This is a genomic window from Kribbella sp. NPDC051770 (genome assembly GCF_040681455.1).
In the GTDB taxonomy this organism is placed as follows: domain Bacteria; phylum Actinomycetota; class Actinomycetes; order Propionibacteriales; family Kribbellaceae; genus Kribbella.
In genome coordinates this window covers 1179072-1194216 of record NZ_JBFAYT010000001.1, presented here as the reverse complement: position 1 = coordinate 1194216, position 15145 = coordinate 1179072, and the positions used below count along the sequence as shown (strand labels likewise).

Genomic DNA, 15145 nt, shown 5'->3' with positions numbered 1-15145 from the left:
CGCCGCAGTCAACTCCGGCCGGGCGGGGAAGGGGCCACTTGCTGCTGGTGGACGATCGGCTCCGGCCGCCCGCGTAGCTGCAGCCGCGGTCGACACCGGCGGGCGGGGGAGGCGGTTGCTGTCGGTCGGCAGTCAGCTCCGGCTGCCTCACCGCGATCTTGTGGAGCGGTCCCCGCGACCCGACCTCACCAGCAGCGCGCCGAGCGTGAGCGCCCAGCACACGCCCGCCAGCTCGGCGACCAGCTTGCCCAGGTAGGTGACAGATGGGAGAGCGACCAGGTCCCCCAGAGCGATCGACGCGGTGCTGAACATGCCCAGCGGGAACACGATGTTCCACAGACCGAGCTCGTACCGCGCGCGGTAGTGCCCGGCGGCGTACCGCCATGCTCCGAGCGCCACGAGCAGTGGGATCCACCAGGTGCCGAAGGCCCAGAGGGCGAAGGCGGCGCCGGTGATGGTGGGGCGGAGGTCTTCGACGAAGGTGGACTCGGGGCGTACGTCGAGCAGGCGGATCGCGGCCAGGGAGGAGATTGCCGTTGCCCCGCTGAGGATCCAGTAGCTCGGGAGCAGCGAGTCGCTGGTCATCGGTCTCGTGAGGAGCCGGCTCAGGACCAGCGCTGCGAGGATGAGGTAGAGGAGCACTCCGCTGCTCCACAGGCCGAAGGCGACGGCGGCGACGGCTGGGAGGTTGAGGTCGACCGTGCAGACGACCAGGCAGAGTGACTCCAGCGCCACCACCCAGAGCAGCCAGCTCCCGTCCGGGCCCGGCTCGTCTGCCCGCGTGCCAGACCGTACGACGAGCGCAGCCGGTACGACGTACAGCGCGACGACGCCGACCACCACCGCGAAGCCGGCGAAGACGACCGCGACGGTGTCGAGCCCGGCCGACTTCAGCCGTACGGCGAGAACGCTCGCGGCGGCCACGACCGTGAAGTACCCGAACGCCTGCGGCGGCTTCTTGAAGCTGCTCACCACCGCACCCGGCATCACCACCAGCCGCGCGACCGCGACCCCCAGCAGCAGTACGAAACTGGCCAGCGCCACCACCAGCGGCGGAATGGACCACCCGCCGGCCCCGGCCCGCTCGAGCGCGGTCGACGTGATCCCCGACCCCATCACCACCGAGAACGCAGCCGGCGGCCATTCCCGTACGCCGATCCGCACGGACCCACCCAGCGCCCGCACGGATTCACTCAGCGACCGCACAACGCTCCCACCAGCCACCTCACCACCCCCGCGCTCAGATGCTCTGCCGGTAACCGAAGAACTCGTGGTCGTTGTTGTAGCCGCCCAGACCGCCGCCGACCTCCTCCAGATCCGCGACGAACTCGATGCCCTTGATCCACTTGACCATCTTGAAACCGTGCTGGGTCTCGTTGCGCAGCCGCACGGGTGCGCCGTGGTGGAAGGGCAGCGGGGCGCCGTTCATGTCCAGGGCGAGCATCGTCAGGTGGTAGCTCATCTGCTCGATCGGCTGGACGTCGTAGTAGATCCCCTCCTCCGACCCCTGGGCGAACGAGTAGAAGACGACCCACCGCGCCTCCGGGACGGGCTTCACCACGTCCAGCACCGTCTGCATCGAGACCCCGCCCCACTTCGCGACGCCCGACCAGCCCTGGATGCAGAAGTGCTGGGTGATCTGCTCGTGCCCGGCCATCGCGCGCAGGTCGTCGAGGCTGAGCGCGACCGGGTTCTCGACCATCCCGTACACCTGCAGGCGATAGTCGCGGAAATCCCCGGCCTGCAACGCCGAGTACTCCGGAGTGTCCGGCAGCCGCCCGTTGGCCCAGAAGTACGGCGAGATGTCGGCGTCGGTGTACCGGCCGGGCTCGGAGTCGATGTGCTCGAACAGCCGCTGCGCCGGCCCGATCAGCGCGAAGCCGATCCGGCGTACGAGCCGCGGATGGCGGTAGGTGGCCGGCGTCGCGGCGACCCACGCGACGATCACCACGACCATCGACGCCGCGAAGATCCCGAAGCCGAGCCAGGAGCCGCTGTCTTGGGCGGCGTACATGTGGTTGAGGTTGCGCAGGGCACCGGTCGTGAAGACCAGTGTCACGTGCACGACCACGAAGAACACGAACCAGACCATCACCAGGAAGTGCAGCGACCGCGCCAGCTGGATGCTGAGCACCGAGCTGAGCCGGTGGAAGCGCGTCGACAGCGCCGGCGACATCCCGAGCCCGGTCAGCAGCGCGAGCGGCGCCGCGACGAAGACGGTCAGGAAGTACGAGAGCAGCTGGAGGCTGTTGTAGCCGTTCCATCCGTTCTCCAGCGGCCAGTCGAGCGACAGGTACTGGATGCCCACCGACACCGCGCCGGGGAAGATCTCCCAGCCGGTCGGCACGATCCGCCGCCACTGCCCGGTCGCGAACAGCAGCACGAATAACACGACCCCGTTCAGCAGCCACAACACGTCGATCCCGAGGTGCCACCACCGCGCGAGGCCGATCGAGTGCCGCCGCCCGGGCAGCCCGACGTGGTCGGGCAACGTGAGCGAGTCCGCCTTCGCCGTGTACGCCGGGTCGTCGGGCACCGGCCGGTTCATCCGGTACCACTCCGAGCCGGGGGTGGAGTGCTTCGACCAGTACAGCCGCGGGTGGTCGGCGAGGATCGACAGGCCGGACCGGATGATGAAGATCATCAGGAACAGGTTCAGGAAGTGCTGCCAGCCGAGCCACGCCGGGATGCCCACCGGCGTACCGGCTGCCTGAGGCGCCGCACCGGGATGCCGCTCGATGAACGCCTGTACGCCGGTGGTGCCGCGCAGCCCCTGCGCGATCGCGACTCCCGCGATCAGCAGCACGCCGCCGATCGGCAGCAGCCAGAGCAGGTTGAACCACCTGCTCCGCCCGATCCGCACCCGCGGCGCGACGCCGTACTGCGCGGGCAGTCCGCCGGCCCACCGGTCACCGACCCGCTCGTGGTGCTCGGTGTCCAGCTCGTCGCGAAAGCCCGGGTTCGTCACGGCGTGGTCCTTCCAGGTCAGCTCCGGACGGTCCCAACCCGATCAGTCTAAGCACGTGCTCCGATGCTGCAGGGCCCTCGAACCCTGCGGTTTCGTCGCGATCCGGGGACAGGCCGGACCGCGGGGTCTCTACGATGGCGCGTCATGAGGTGGTGGAGCCGGGAGGCGGCGCGACAGTTGCTGGCGATGCCGTTGGGCGTGCTGTGCGCGCTCGTACCGGGCGAGCTGGTGGTGAAGATGCTGGCGGCCTGGGACTTCTACGCCGTCGGGTACCTGACGTTGACCTGGCTGGCCTACCGCAAGCTCGGCCCGGCCGAGGTGCGCGCGATGGCGCTGGGGTCGCGGCGGCGGCGGTTGACCGACCGGCTGCTGGTGTCGCCGCCGGAGCAGGTCTCGCAGGGGGCCGCGGTGGTGGCGCTGGTGGCGACCGTGATCGCGATGCCGAACGCCCGGGAGCTCGGGGCGCCGCCGAACCTGGTCGTCGCGATCTGCGTGTTCGCGGTGCTGAGCTGCTGGCTGACGCTGCAGATCGGGTTCGCGATCGCCTGCTCGAGCCTGTACGCCGAGGAGGGCGGTCTGGAGTTCCCAGGCGCGGAGGGCGACCCGGCGGTGGTCGACTTCGCGTACTTCGCGGTCGCGGTGGGGACGACCTTCGGGACCACCGACGTCACCGTGACCGGCCGCCGGATGCGGCGGCAGGTGCTGTTCCACGGCGTACTGGCGTTCTTCTTCAACACCTTGATCCTGGCCGTGGCGATCACGATCGTCACCTCGTACCTCGCGGGCGCCTGAGAGGCCCCGGCCGGACCGGCCGGGGCTCCCGCAGTACCAGGCTCAGCGCAGCGCGTCGACGGTGAAGTCGATCGCCTGGGTGAGCTTCTCGACGTCGTCGGGGTCGACGGCCGGGAACATCGCGACCCGGAGCTGGTTGCGGCCGAGCTTGCGGTACGGCTCGGTGTCGACGATGCCGTTGGCGCGCAGCGTCTTGGCGACCGCGGCGGCGTCGATCGAGTCGTCCAGGTCGATGGTGCCGATCACCAGCGAGCGGGCCTCGGCGTCCTCGACGTACGGCGTCGCGTAGTCGGACTTCTCGGCCCAGGTGTACAGCCGGTTGCTGGAGTCGGTGGTGCGCGCGACGCTCCACTCCAGGCCGCCCTGGCTGTTGATCCAGTCGGTCTGCTCGGCCATCAGGAACAGCGTGGACAGCGACGGCGTGTTGTAGGTCTGGTTCTTGCTGGAGTTGTCGATCGCGGTCGCCAGATCCAGGAACGCCGGGATCCAGCGGCCGCTCGCGGTGATCTCCTCGACCCGGGCCAGCGCGGCCGGGGACAGGATCGCGATCCACAGGCCGCCGTCGGAGGCGAAGCACTTCTGCGGCGCGAAGTAGTAGGCGTCGACCTCGTTCAGGTCGACCGGCAGACCGCCCGCGCCGGAGGTCGCGTCGATGGCGACCAGCGCGCCCTCGTCGGCGCCGGCGACACGCTTGACCGGCGCCATCACGCCGGTGGAGGTCTCGTTGTGCGGCCAGGCGTACAGGTCGACGCCGGCCTCGGCGACCGCGACCGGACGGGTGCCCGGGTCGGCCTTGACCACCGTCGGCTCACCCAGGTGCGGCGCCTGCTGCGCGGCCTTCGCGAACTTCGAGGAGAACTCACCGAAGCTCAGGTGCTGGCTCTTCTCCCGGATCAGCGCGAACGTCGCGATGTCCCAGAACGCGGTCGACCCGCCGTTGCCGAGCACCACCTGGTACCCGTCGGGCAGGTTGAACAGGTCCGCGACGCCGTCCTGCACGCGCTTGACCAGGTTCTTCACCGGCGCCTGCCGGTGCGAGGTGCCGAGCAGCTTCGCGCCCTCGGTCGCCAGCGCGGCGACAGCCTCGGGGCGGACCTTCGACGGCCCGGCGCCGAACCGGCCGTCAGCGGGCTTGAGCTCTGCGGGAATGACAATGTCGCTGGTCACCAGCGGTGTCCCTTCGTCGTCTGGCTGTTTCCTCGCCGACGACGCTGTCAGCACTCTCCAGTCTTCCACACGCCCGACACACCTCTCCACCGGCCCCAGATCGCGGACACCGACAGTTCGGCGTACGCCGAAACGACCCGGCCTTAGCGTGCCGGTATGGGACAAGAGGCGGTACGGCGGCGGTACCTGGAGATCAACGGCGAGCACCCGATGACGGCGGCGGACGACGCCTACGTCAACCGTCAGTACCGGGAGCTGGGCGAGCTGTGCTCGGAGACCGGGTACGAGGTGGAGGAGGTGCGCGACTGGATGCTGGCCGGGCGCCTGCCGATCCCGAGCTACCTGCGCTCGGACGGCGCCGAGATGGTGCCGGCGGACCTGTTCGCACCGGTCGCCGAGGTCGGGCTCGACAACGTGCGCGAGTGGTTCGTGGGCCAGTGGGCAGATCCTGCGACGGCTGACGAGGAGTGGGAGGCGTACCTGAGCGGGCAGTACGTCTGCCTGCACTCGGTGACGCCGGTGACCATCCAGCGCAAGACCGAGCTGCTTCAGGCCATCGACCGGACGAGCGACCCAGTGGAGCTGGCGGCGTACGTGGACGAGCTGGACGCGCTGGAGCCTGAGTTCACGGGGTACGACCGGCTGCGGTTCGGTGGGCCGGTGTCGCGGGACACGCACATCACCGCGGTCCGGCAGCGCTTGGCGCGAGCGGCGGAAAGTTCGCCCGGCGCCGCCTGACGACCCGCGCAGGGCGCATCCAGCGCACGACACCCGCACAGTGCGCGTCCAGCGCACGGACCCGACTGCGGCGGCGTCCAGCGACCACGGCTCGCCCCCGCGGCGCGGCGCGCGCGAGGAGCGGCGGCGCGGCCCGCGCGCGGCGGCGGTGTGTGCGCGGGTTGCGCCCTAGAGTTGGTGGATGGTGTTCTTCGGTGGGCTGCTGGCGTTGATCGGGCTGGTGACGCTCGTCTTCAGGGACGGGGATGTTGCCGGGGTGCCGGCGGTGGGGCTCGGGGTTGTGCTGCTGGTGCTGGGCGCGGCAGCTGTCGGGCTGGGGCTGTGGCGGAAGCAGGTCGTACGCCGCCGCAGGCGTGAGCGTGGTGAGCCGGAGCCGGTGGGGGACGTGTTCGAGCGGGCGAAGGCGCTGCCGCGGTTGATCCGGGCTGCGCGCCGCGGGGAGTACCCGGGGCTGCCGACGAGCCGGATGGCGCTGTGGGGGTTCGCGGTGCTGTACCTGGTGTCGCCGATCGACGTACTGCCTGAGCTGCTGCCGATCATCGGGGTGGCCGACGACGCCGGTGTTGCCGCGTGGCTGTTCACCAGCGTGTCGACGGCCGCCGGGCTGTACCTGCGGCACGAGCGCGACCAGGAGAAGCGCCTCCGGCCCTGAGCCGGTCGCCGCAGGCAGCTGCCGCCTGCGCGGCGCCCGCGTGGGCTACTCGTGCTTGCGGGTGGTCGACTCCGTCCCCGTGAGCACGGCGACCGGGCCGTTCTCCGTGTCCACCCACTCGCCGCACGCGCCGCCGCCGACCGAGACGCCGAGGTCGAGCGTCGTACCGTCCATCCGGAGTACCGGGTGGTAGTACTCGGCGACCTGCTCGGCCTCGCCCTGGATGTAGTGGCCGATCAGCGCGCGCCGGAAACGGTCCTCGGTGACGTTCGGCGCGCTGCCGTGGACCAGCGCGCCGTGGAAGAACAGCACGTCGCCCGGCTCCATCTCCACCGGTACGGCGGCGTCCGGCGCGGGCAGCGGGACGGTGATGTCGGTGAAGCTGACCTTGGTGTCGGCCTTCTCGGTGCACAGGATCGGCCAGCGGTGGCTGCCGGGGACGACCTGCAGGCAGCCGTTCGCGACGTCGACGCGGTCGAGCGCCATCCAGGCGGCGACGCAGGTGCCCGGCTCGGCCTTCAGGTAGAAGTTGTCCTGGTGCAGCGCCTGGCCGCGGGAGCCCGGGGGCTTGAAGTAGAGCATCGTCTGTACGGCGTACGGCGACCGCCCGAGGATCGCGGTCATCACCTGGTCGAGGCGGTCGTCGATCATCCACTGCAGCGACAGCTCGTCCCAGCGGTGCATCTGCGCCATCCGCGGGTACCGCTTCAGCGGGTCGCGGCTGCCGGCCTCGACGCCGACGAGGTCGTTGGCGTAGCGGTCGCGCTTGCGGAGCACCATGTAGTGCTCGCGCAGCTGCTCGACCTCGGCGGTGCCGAAGAGCCCGCGCGCCAGCGTGTACCCGTCGCGGTCGAACTCGTCCTTGAACGAAACGCTCATCCCTGCCTCCTCTGGTACGTCTAGTCTGAAAGCTGGCAACGCGAACGGCGATGCACGAACGACGCAAGAGGTTGAACCTTTGACGCATCCGATCGGGCTGGTGAATCGCGTACGGCTGCTCTCGCCGCCGACCTTCTGGCGCTGCGAACCGAGCTGGACGTGGGTGTCGCCCGCGCTCGGCGACCACCTGCTGTGGTGCGTCCTGGAGGGGATCGGCCGGTTGGAGCTCGACGGGCGGGTGAAGGAGCTGACGCCGGGGACGTGCGCGGTGTTCGCGCCGGGCGACGCGCCGACGGCGGGGCACGATCCGAAGCGGCGGTTGCTGGTCTTCGGGATGCACTTCGAGCCGGAGACCCGCGAGGACCGGACGGGGAATGGGCGAGCACGCGAGGAATCGCCCGCTTGGCGTACGGCGGACGTCGTACCAGCATCTCGGTGGGGCGAGGTGCAGGACCGCGTGCTGCTCGGTGCGCTCGCGAAGGCCGCGGACTCGGCGTACCGACGGCAGGACGCGCTCGGCCTCAGGCAGGCGGAACTTTGCCTGGAGCAACTACTCGCGATGGTGTGGGAAGCCGCCCACGACAAAGGCCGCACGGCGGGGGACCAGGTCGTCGACGAGGTCGCGCAGGCGATCCGGCAGGATCCCGGGCGCGACTGGTCGGTGGGGGAGATGGCGCAGCACGCGGCGCTGTCGCGGGCGCAGTTCACGCGCAGGTTCCTGGCGCACCAGGGGAGCACGCCGGCGCAGTTCCTGATCCAGGCGCGGATCGACCGGGCGCACCAGCTGCTGACCGAGAGCGGGATGACGGTGACGCAGACAGCCGCGGCGCTGGGCTACACGGACGTGCCGTACTTCAGCCGCCAGTACAAACAACGCACCGGCCGATCGCCGAGCGACGACCGACCGGTGCGATGAACTTAAGACTTGAGAGCTGGAACCTCGTCAGTGCCCGCCGCCTGTTCTTTCCTTGTTGAGTTTACAAGCGGACGTTCGAGCCGGTGGAAGTTATCCACATCAGGACCAGCTGTCGTTCCAGCCCTCGATGGATGTTGCCGGGCGAGTAGCAGGGCCGGAGTAGATCGCCGAAGGGCGAATCAACCGCCCAGTGCGCTTCTGCTCCAGCACATGCGCGCTCCAACCCGCCGTGCGAGCGCACGTGAACATCGACGTGAACATGTGCGGAGGCACCTCCGCGAAGTCCAGCACGATCGCGGCCCAGAACTCGACGTTGGTTTCCAGGACGCGGTCCGGGCGGCGTTCGCGGAGTTCGGTCAGTGCGGCCTGCTCCAGCGCCTCGGCGACCTCGTAGCGCGGGGCGTCGAGCTCCCGCGCGGTGCGGCGGAGGACGCGGGCGCGCGGGTCCTCGGCGCGGTAGACGCGGTGGCCGAAGCCCATCAGGCGTTCGCCTTCGTCCAGCAGGCCCTTGACGTAGGCGCGGGCGTCGCCGCTCTTCTCGACGCCTTCGATCATCGTCAGGACGCGCGCGGGGGCGCCGCCGTGGAGGGGGCCGGACATCGCGCCGACGGCGCCCGACAGGGCGGCGGCCACGTCGGCGCCGGTGGAGGCGATCACGCGGGCGGTGAAGGTCGAGGCGTTCATGCCGTGCTCGGCGGCGGACGTCCAGTAGGCGTCGACGGCCTTGACGTGCTTGGGGTCGGGTTCGCCGCGCCAGCGGATCATGAAGCGTTCGGTGATCGTGGTGGCCTTGTCGACCTCGCGCTGCGGGACCATCGGCTGGCCGATGCCGCGGGCCGCCTGGGCGACGTACGACAGCGCCATCACCGCGGCGCGGGACAGGTCGTCGCGGGCCTGGACGTCGTCGATGTCGTACAGCGGCCGCAGGCCCCAGGCGGGAGCGAGCATCGCCAGCGCCGACTGTACGTCGACCCGCACGTCGCCGGTGTGCACCGGCAGCGGGAACGGCTCGGCCGGCGGCAGGCCGGGCGTGAACGCGCCGTCGACCAGCAGGCCCCAGACGTTCTCGAACGGCACCCGGCCGACCAGATCCTCGATGTCGACGCCGCGGTAGCGCAGCGCCGAACCTTCCTTGTCCGGCTCGGCGATCTGAGTGTCGAACGCGACGACGCCCTCGAGGCCGTGCTGGACTTCGGTCTTCGGATCTGACATCAGCCTGTGACTCCCTTGTCTTGGTAGGCGCTCCGGCAGCATAGTTCGCCGCCTCGCCGCACGGACAGATCTGTGACCGGTTCGGCGCTTAGGCTCGAAAGATGACTGGGAAGGCAGTGATCGGTGTCGTGGCCGGGGTCCTGCTCGGCTGGCTGACGGTGACTCTCGGTTCGTACGCCGGGAACGAGCTGTACATCCGGCGGCTGCAGCGGTTCGAGGACGCTCAGTCCGAGACGCTGCCCTGGCTGCTGGCGCTGGTCGCCATCGGCCTGGTGATGGGCGGCCTGATGTCGATCCGCTCGTTCGGGTCCGGAGTGATGGCCGGGACGGGGCTGCTGATGACGGTCGCCGGGATCGCCGTGCAGGTACTGCCGCTCAGGACGGCGGTGGACCTGATCAAGCTGTTCGAGCTGCCGGGTCGGGAGTCCCGCGGTGGCGGCGGCTTGTTGCTGATCGACGGCATGCTGGTGATCGTCGGGATCCTGCTGCTGATCACCGGAGTGCGGCGGATGGTGGTGGATGCCAAGCCGCCAATGCCGCTCGCCTACCGGGACCCCCAGGCGCGGCCCGGGCTCCAACCAGGCCAGTACCACCCCGGTCAGCAGCCGCCCAGCCAGTACCAGCCCGGCCAGTACCAGCCCGGCCAGTACCACCCGGGACAGCACCCAGGCCAGCAGCACCCCGGCCAGACCTTCCCCGGCTCCCAGGACCGCCCGCACTAGTCTCAGCGGTGTGGACCTAGCACAGATGCGGCAGACCTACGGCCTCGGTGAACTGCTCGAGGACCAGGTGGACCCCGACCCGTTCCAGCAGTTCGGGCTCTGGCTGGCCCAGGCCACCGAGGCCGGGCTGGCCGAGCCGAACGCGATGGTGCTCGCCACGGTCGACGCCGACCACCGGCCGTCGGCGCGGACCGTGCTGCTGAAGGGGCTGGACGAGCGCGGTTTCGTGTTCTACACCAACCAGCAGTCGCGCAAGGGCGGTGATCTCGCGGCGAACCCGGCCTGCGCGCTGGTCTTCCCGTGGCACGCGATGGAGCGGCAGGTGCGCGTGGAGGGGACTGCCGGCAAGCTGCCCGAGGAGGAGGTCGACGCGTACTTCGCCAGCCGGCCGCGGGGCTCGCAGCTGGGGGCGTGGGCGTCGCAGCAGTCGCAGCCGGTGGAGTCGCGGGAGGAGCTGGACCTGCAGTACGCGTCGTACGAGCGGCAGTGGCCGGAGGGGACGGAGATCGCGACGCCGTACTTCTGGGGTGGGTACCGGATCGAGCCGACCCGGTTCGAGTTCTGGCAGGGCCGAACCGGTCGCCTGCACGACCGCCTGGCCTACCAGCGGAAGGGAACTACTTGGGAGCTGCTCCGGCTCCAGCCATGACCTTCGGATCAGAGGCTTCTTCACGGAACCCGTGCCGTCTCCACCACCGCGCCAGCGGCGCGGGCGCCCACCAGTTCGCGCGTCCCAGCAGCCGCATCGTCGCGGGCACCAGCAACGCCCGTACGACGGTCGCGTCGAGCAGGATCGCGATCACCAGCCCCACGCCGATCATCTTCACGAACACGATCCCCGACGTCGCGAACGCCGCGACCACGATGATCAGCAGCAGCGCGGCGCTCGTGATGATCCCGCCGGTCCGCTGCAGCCCGAGCGCGACGGCCTGCGTGTTCTCGCCGGTGCGGTCGTACTCCTCGCGGATCCGGCTGAGCAGGAACACCTCGTAGTCCATCGACAGCCCGAACAGGACGGCGAACAGCAGCACCGGGTTCGTCGCGTCCAGGAAGCCCGCGGGGGTGAAGTCGAGCAGCCCGGACAGGTTGCCGTCCTGGAAGATCCAGACCATCGCCCCGAACGACGCGGACAGCGACAGCACGTTCATCAGCAACGCCTTGGCCGGCAGCACCAAGGAGCCGAAGGCAACGAACAGCAGCACGAACGTGATCAGCACGATGAACCCGGCCATCCACGGCGCCCGTTCGGCCAGTACGTCGAGCAGGTCGATCAGCGAGGCGGTCTCGCCGCCCACCTCGACCGTCGTCCCCGGCGGCGCGGTGACAGCACGAACCCCGTGGACGACGTCGCGCGCCGGCAGTTCCTGCGCGGTGTAGTGCGTGTGCACGACCACCGACGCGACCCCGTCCGCGTACCCGCCGACCCGAACGCTCTCCACCGCACCGACCTGCTGCAACGAGGACACGTACCCAGCAAGTGACGCAGCTGCATCAGCCGGCGGCGAAGCGAACCGCACCGCCACCAGCACGTCGGACCCACCAGCCCCCGCGAAGTCTCGCTGCAAGGTCTCCGTCACCTCACGACTCGACGCTCCGTCCGGCAGCGCCCGATGATCCACACCGCCCAGTTGCGCTTGCAGGAAAGGGATCCCGAGCACCAGCATCAACGGCACCAGCACCACGACGTACCGGACCGGCCGCCGCATCACGCTCTGCGCGAGCCGGTACCAGGCGCCGTGATCCGACTCCCGGCCGTAACGGCGGAAGACCGGCAGCCGCAGCTTGTTCACCCGATGCCCGAGCACGCCGAGCAGCGCCGGCAACGCGGTGAGCGCGGCAACCATCGCCACCGCCACAGCGGCCGCGCCGCCGTACGCCATCGAGCGCAGGAACATCACCGGGAACAGCACCAGGCTCGAGATCGCCACGCCCACGGTCACGCCGGAGAACGCGACCGTCCGCCCGGCCGTGGCCATCGTGCGGACCAGCGCGGCCTCGACGTCGTCACCGGCCGCGAGCTGCTCGCGGAACCGGGTCACCACGAACAGCGCGTAGTCGATCGCCAGCCCGAAGCCGATCATCGTCACGATGTTGATCGAGAACACCGACACGTCGGTGATCAGGCTGAGCGCCCGCAGCACCACGAACGCGCCGAGGATCGACAGCCCGCCGACGAACAGCGGCAGGCTCGCCGCGACGAGTCCGCCGAAGACCACGACGAGCAGCACCAGCACGATCGGCAGCGAGATGGTCTCGGCCTGGACGATGTCGTGCTCGGTCTGGGTGTTCACCTCGTCGAAGACCGCGACCTCGCCGCCGACCTGGACGTCCAGCCCGGCCGGCGCCGCTCGCACCGCGTCAGCGATCTTGTGGAACGACGCAAGCCGTTCCTCGGGGTCGGCTCCGGCCAGCGTCAGTACGGCGTACGACGTCCGCTTGTCCTCGGCAACGAAAGCCGGTGATCGGGTGGACCAGTACGTCGCACTGCTGACCACCTCGGAACGAGGCAGCCCGTCGAGATGACCCTCTACGGCTGCTCGGTAGGCCGGATCGGCAACAGAAGTCGACCCGCGGTACAGCACGATCACATCGGTCCCGGTCCGCCCGACCGTCTGCTCGATCGTCCGGACCGCCCGCGCCGCCTCCGTGTTCGGCGCCTCGAACCCGCCGTTGGCCAGCGACCCGAAGACCCCGGTGCCCCAGACCAGCGCGGCGACCACGAACACCCCGGTCAGCGCGAGGACCAGGCGGCGGCGCCGATACGTGAACCTACCGAGCGTCTCGAACACAGAACCCCTCCCGAGGGCGTACATTGAACAGTGATCACCGACGTGAACACCGTTAACTGTTAACGGTGTTCACTCAGTTGTCAAGGGAGCTGAGCGTGGAAACGAGACGGGACCGCCAGCGCGCGGAGACGGTCGCCGAGATCAAGGCGGCCGCGCGCAAGCTGCTGGTCGCGGGTGGCGCGAGCGCGGTCGGGCTGCGCGCGGTCGCCCGCGAGCTGGGCCTCAGCGCGCCGGCCCTCTACCGGTACTTCGCGAGCCACGAGGACCTGATCGCCGCCGTCATCGCCGACCTGTACGACGAGCTGACGGCGTACCTGATCGCCGAGCGCGACGCCAGCACGGATCTCGGCGAGCAGCTGTTCCTGGTGGCCGGGGGCCTGCGGACCTGGGCGCTGAAGCACCCGGCCGAGTTCGGCCTGCTGTTCGGGGCGCCGGTGCCGAACCCCGAGGCGGTCGATCACGAGCTGACCCCGAGCCATCAGGCGGCGATGCGCTTCGGGGCGGTGTTCAAGGACCTGGTCGCGAAGGTGTACCGGCAGCAGCCGTTCCCGAGCCCGCCGGAGGAGTTCCTCGGCCCGGAGCTGGTCGCGCAGCTGACCCAGAAGTCGGAGTTCTTCGAGGGGATGCCGCCGGGCGCGGTCTACCTGTCGCTGACCTACTGGACCCGGCTGTACGGCCTGATCTGCATGGAGGTCTTCGGCCAGCTGCACTGGGCGCTGGAGGACGCGGCCGCGTACTTCGACGCGCAGCTGCGCGAGATCGGCGAAGCGCTGGGTCTGGACTGCCCGCCTGCAGCGCAATGAAAAAAGACCCGCAGACGCTTCCAGAGACACGACCGGGTGGCCGAACACTGGGCCAGGCGGACTTTCCTGGCTGTCTGCGGGTCCGGTGGCAGGCGTTGAATTGCCTGACCACATAGCCCACGTGCTGCTAGTGGTTGACGGTCAGACCGCCGCCACCTCACGAGTCCGGTTGCACATCATGCAAGGACCACCTCCCTTCGCGTGTACTCAGAACCTACGTCGCGAAAGAGCGCCGTTCAACCAGTTTTCGTGATCCCATGAGCCCATGGTCTTCCGGCTCGGACTCCCCGTACTGATCCTGCTCGTCGCAACGGCGTGGTTCGCGTGGGCGTCGTACCGCCGGGCCGCCCTCGCGGAGCGTTCCGTGATCGAGCTGACCGGCGAGACCAAGGCGCTGGTGCAGGAGGTCCGGGCGCTGGAGAAGGCGGTCGCGGCCGCGGAGCAGGGCCTGCGTACGCTCAGCTCCCACCCGTCGGTCCCGCGTGACGTCGCGGTGACCGCAGACCTGACGCTCGCCGACATCCGGCGGCTGACCGAACGCAAGGAGCTCGACAGTTGATGGCCAAGCTGGGGACCACCACGGTCACGAAGAAGGGCGGTGTCGCCGGCAAGCTGGTCGGCGGCGGGATCGTCCTGGTGCTGCTGATCATCGTGCTGGCCAACCTGTTCAACTTCGCCGACACCGACGCGAACAAGATCGGCCTGCACTACGGCGGCGGAGTGGTCGAGGACAAGAAGTTCAAGTCGGTGATCCCGCCGGGCGCGACCAACCAGCTGATCGGGCCCGGTGACACGGTCTACAGCTACCCGATCGACCAGCGCTCGTACATCATCGGCGGTGCCGGCGCGGACACCGACAACGCCGACGAGGTCACCGTCGTCAGCAAGGACAACGTCCGGCTCGGGGTTCGGGTCCAGGTCTACTTCACGCTGAACCGCCAGGAGGCGGTGCTGCAGTCGTTCCACGAGCGGATCGGGCTGAAGACCGAGGCCTACGAGGACCGTGGCTGGAACGACATGCTCCAGTCCTACTTCCGGCCGCAGATCGACCGCGCGCTGGCCGCCGTCGGCACCAACTACAACTGGGCCGAGCTGTACAACAACGAGGCGAAGAAGTCCGCCTTCCAGACCGCGGCGGCCAAGGAGTTCACCCGGCTGCTGCCGGCCGCTGTCGGCGGCGACTACTTCTGCGGGCCGTCGTACACCGGGAACAACGCCTGCGGCGAGCTGTCGTTCACGATCCAGAAGCCGACGCCGCTGGACAAGGGCATCATCGACGGTCTTGAGGCCAAGCAGCGCGCCGAGCTGGCCAAGCAGGCCCAGGAGCAGAAGAACCAGCAGGTCAACGTCGAGCTGCAGTCGGTCAAGCAGCAGGTCCAGCTGCTCGGCTCGAACGGCTACCTGCTGAAGTCGGCGATCGAGTCGGGCAAGATCCAGTTCATGGTGATCCCGCAGAACGGCAACGTCAGCATCCCGGTGCCGACCCCGACGCAGACGCCGCGCTGAC

The 15145-nt window shown here is 69.6% G+C and carries 15 protein-coding genes; 9 read left to right on the top strand and 6 right to left on the bottom strand.

Going from position 1 to position 15145, the window contains the following annotated elements; all coding sequences use genetic code 11:
- Window positions 1-147: 147 nt before the first annotated feature.
- Window positions 148-1185 carry a tellurite resistance/C4-dicarboxylate transporter family protein gene (locus AB0M01_RS05770; RefSeq protein WP_363665827.1) on the bottom strand — a complete coding sequence of 346 codons (1038 nt, stop codon included), beginning with the start codon at window positions 1183-1185 and terminating at the stop codon, window positions 148-150.
- A gap of 55 nt (window positions 1186-1240) precedes the next feature.
- Window positions 1241-2968, bottom strand: a complete 1728-nt coding sequence (locus AB0M01_RS05765) for a molybdopterin-dependent oxidoreductase (protein WP_363665825.1) — start codon at window positions 2966-2968, stop codon at window positions 1241-1243.
- Window positions 2969-3112: 144 nt separating this feature from the next.
- Here AB0M01_RS05765 and AB0M01_RS05760 point away from each other — a divergent pair, with 144 nt between their 5' ends.
- The gene (locus tag AB0M01_RS05760; RefSeq protein WP_363665823.1) at window positions 3113-3760 is read left to right on the top strand and encodes a DUF1345 domain-containing protein; all 648 of its coding nucleotides are present in this window, start codon (window positions 3113-3115) and stop codon (window positions 3758-3760) included.
- 42 nt (window positions 3761-3802) lie between these two features.
- Here AB0M01_RS05760 and serC read toward each other — a convergent pair whose 3' ends face one another.
- The gene (gene serC, locus AB0M01_RS05755) at window positions 3803-4927 is read right to left on the bottom strand and encodes a phosphoserine transaminase (RefSeq protein WP_363665821.1); all 1125 of its coding nucleotides are present in this window, start codon (window positions 4925-4927) and stop codon (window positions 3803-3805) included.
- A gap of 156 nt (window positions 4928-5083) precedes the next feature.
- Here serC and AB0M01_RS05750 point away from each other — a divergent pair, with 156 nt between their 5' ends.
- Both AB0M01_RS05750 and AB0M01_RS05745 read left to right on the top strand, forming a co-directional pair.
- Entirely contained in the window at window positions 5084-5665 is a 582-nt protein-coding gene (locus AB0M01_RS05750; protein WP_363665819.1) for a DUF6058 family natural product biosynthesis protein, read from the top strand.
- A gap of 181 nt (window positions 5666-5846) precedes the next feature.
- Window positions 5847-6317, top strand: coding sequence for a YkvA family protein (locus AB0M01_RS05745; protein WP_363665817.1), 471 nt, complete (start codon window positions 5847-5849; stop codon window positions 6315-6317).
- Between the two features lie 45 nt (window positions 6318-6362).
- Here AB0M01_RS05745 and AB0M01_RS05740 read toward each other — a convergent pair whose 3' ends face one another.
- A complete protein-coding gene (locus tag AB0M01_RS05740) occupies window positions 6363-7196 on the bottom strand; it encodes a phytanoyl-CoA dioxygenase family protein (RefSeq protein WP_363665815.1) in 834 nt (277 codons plus the stop codon).
- A 79-nt stretch (window positions 7197-7275) separates the two neighbouring features.
- Here AB0M01_RS05740 and AB0M01_RS05735 point away from each other — a divergent pair, with 79 nt between their 5' ends.
- Window positions 7276-8112: an AraC family transcriptional regulator gene (locus AB0M01_RS05735; protein ID WP_363665813.1), complete on the top strand. Its 837-nt coding sequence runs from the start codon at window positions 7276-7278 to the stop codon at window positions 8110-8112.
- 99 nt (window positions 8113-8211) lie between these two features.
- Here the strand turns inward: AB0M01_RS05735 and AB0M01_RS05730 are convergent, their stop codons facing one another.
- Window positions 8212-9324 (bottom strand): citrate synthase 2, encoded by a 1113-nt coding sequence (locus AB0M01_RS05730; RefSeq protein WP_363665811.1) that lies wholly within the window; start codon window positions 9322-9324, stop codon window positions 8212-8214.
- Between the two features lie 101 nt (window positions 9325-9425).
- Between AB0M01_RS05730 and AB0M01_RS05725 the strand changes: the two genes are divergently transcribed.
- Both AB0M01_RS05725 and pdxH read left to right on the top strand, forming a co-directional pair.
- On the top strand, window positions 9426-10046 hold the full coding sequence (locus AB0M01_RS05725) for a hypothetical protein (protein WP_363665809.1): 621 nt from the start codon (window positions 9426-9428) through the stop codon (window positions 10044-10046).
- A gap of 10 nt (window positions 10047-10056) precedes the next feature.
- Entirely contained in the window at window positions 10057-10695 is a 639-nt protein-coding gene (gene pdxH, locus AB0M01_RS05720) for a pyridoxamine 5'-phosphate oxidase (protein ID WP_363665807.1), read from the top strand.
- Here the strand turns inward: pdxH and AB0M01_RS05715 are convergent.
- Complete coding sequence (locus AB0M01_RS05715; protein ID WP_363665805.1) at window positions 10664-12835, bottom strand: MMPL family transporter; 2172 nt, start codon at window positions 12833-12835, stop codon at window positions 10664-10666. The two genes, pdxH and AB0M01_RS05715, sit on opposite strands and share 32 nt — an antisense overlap.
- A 95-nt stretch (window positions 12836-12930) precedes the next feature.
- Here AB0M01_RS05715 and AB0M01_RS05710 point away from each other — a divergent pair, with 95 nt between their 5' ends.
- From AB0M01_RS05710 to AB0M01_RS05700, 3 genes are all read left to right on the top strand, one after another.
- Window positions 12931-13638 (top strand): TetR/AcrR family transcriptional regulator, encoded by a 708-nt coding sequence (locus tag AB0M01_RS05710; RefSeq protein WP_363665803.1) that lies wholly within the window; start codon window positions 12931-12933, stop codon window positions 13636-13638.
- A gap of 265 nt (window positions 13639-13903) precedes the next feature.
- Window positions 13904-14197, top strand: a complete 294-nt coding sequence (locus AB0M01_RS05705; protein WP_363665801.1) for a hypothetical protein — start codon at window positions 13904-13906, stop codon at window positions 14195-14197.
- Complete coding sequence (locus tag AB0M01_RS05700; protein ID WP_363665799.1) at window positions 14197-15144, top strand: SPFH domain-containing protein; 948 nt, start codon at window positions 14197-14199, stop codon at window positions 15142-15144. Before AB0M01_RS05705 ends, AB0M01_RS05700 begins: the two co-directional genes overlap by 1 nt.
- Window position 15145: the final 1 nt, after the last annotated feature.

What these genes read in the sequence shown, in the direction of transcription:
- AB0M01_RS05730 (WP_363665811.1), bottom strand. Translation starts at nt 9,324, where the DNA reads ATGTCAGATCCGAAGACCGAAGTCCAGCACGGCCTCGAGGGCGTCGTC.
- AB0M01_RS05740 (WP_363665815.1), bottom strand. Translation starts at nt 7,196, where the DNA reads ATGAGCGTTTCGTTCAAGGACGAGTTCGACCGCGACGGGTACACGCTG.
- AB0M01_RS05745 (WP_363665817.1), top strand. Translation starts at nt 5,847, where the DNA reads ATGGTGTTCTTCGGTGGGCTGCTGGCGTTGATCGGGCTGGTGACGCTC.
- AB0M01_RS05750 (WP_363665819.1), top strand. Translation starts at nt 5,084, where the DNA reads ATGGGACAAGAGGCGGTACGGCGGCGGTACCTGGAGATCAACGGCGAG.
- AB0M01_RS05725 (WP_363665809.1), top strand. Translation starts at nt 9,426, where the DNA reads ATGACTGGGAAGGCAGTGATCGGTGTCGTGGCCGGGGTCCTGCTCGGC.
- AB0M01_RS05705 (WP_363665801.1), top strand. Translation starts at nt 13,904, where the DNA reads ATGGTCTTCCGGCTCGGACTCCCCGTACTGATCCTGCTCGTCGCAACG.
- AB0M01_RS05760 (WP_363665823.1), top strand. Translation starts at nt 3,113, where the DNA reads ATGAGGTGGTGGAGCCGGGAGGCGGCGCGACAGTTGCTGGCGATGCCG.
- AB0M01_RS05700 (WP_363665799.1), top strand. Translation starts at nt 14,197, where the DNA reads ATGGCCAAGCTGGGGACCACCACGGTCACGAAGAAGGGCGGTGTCGCC.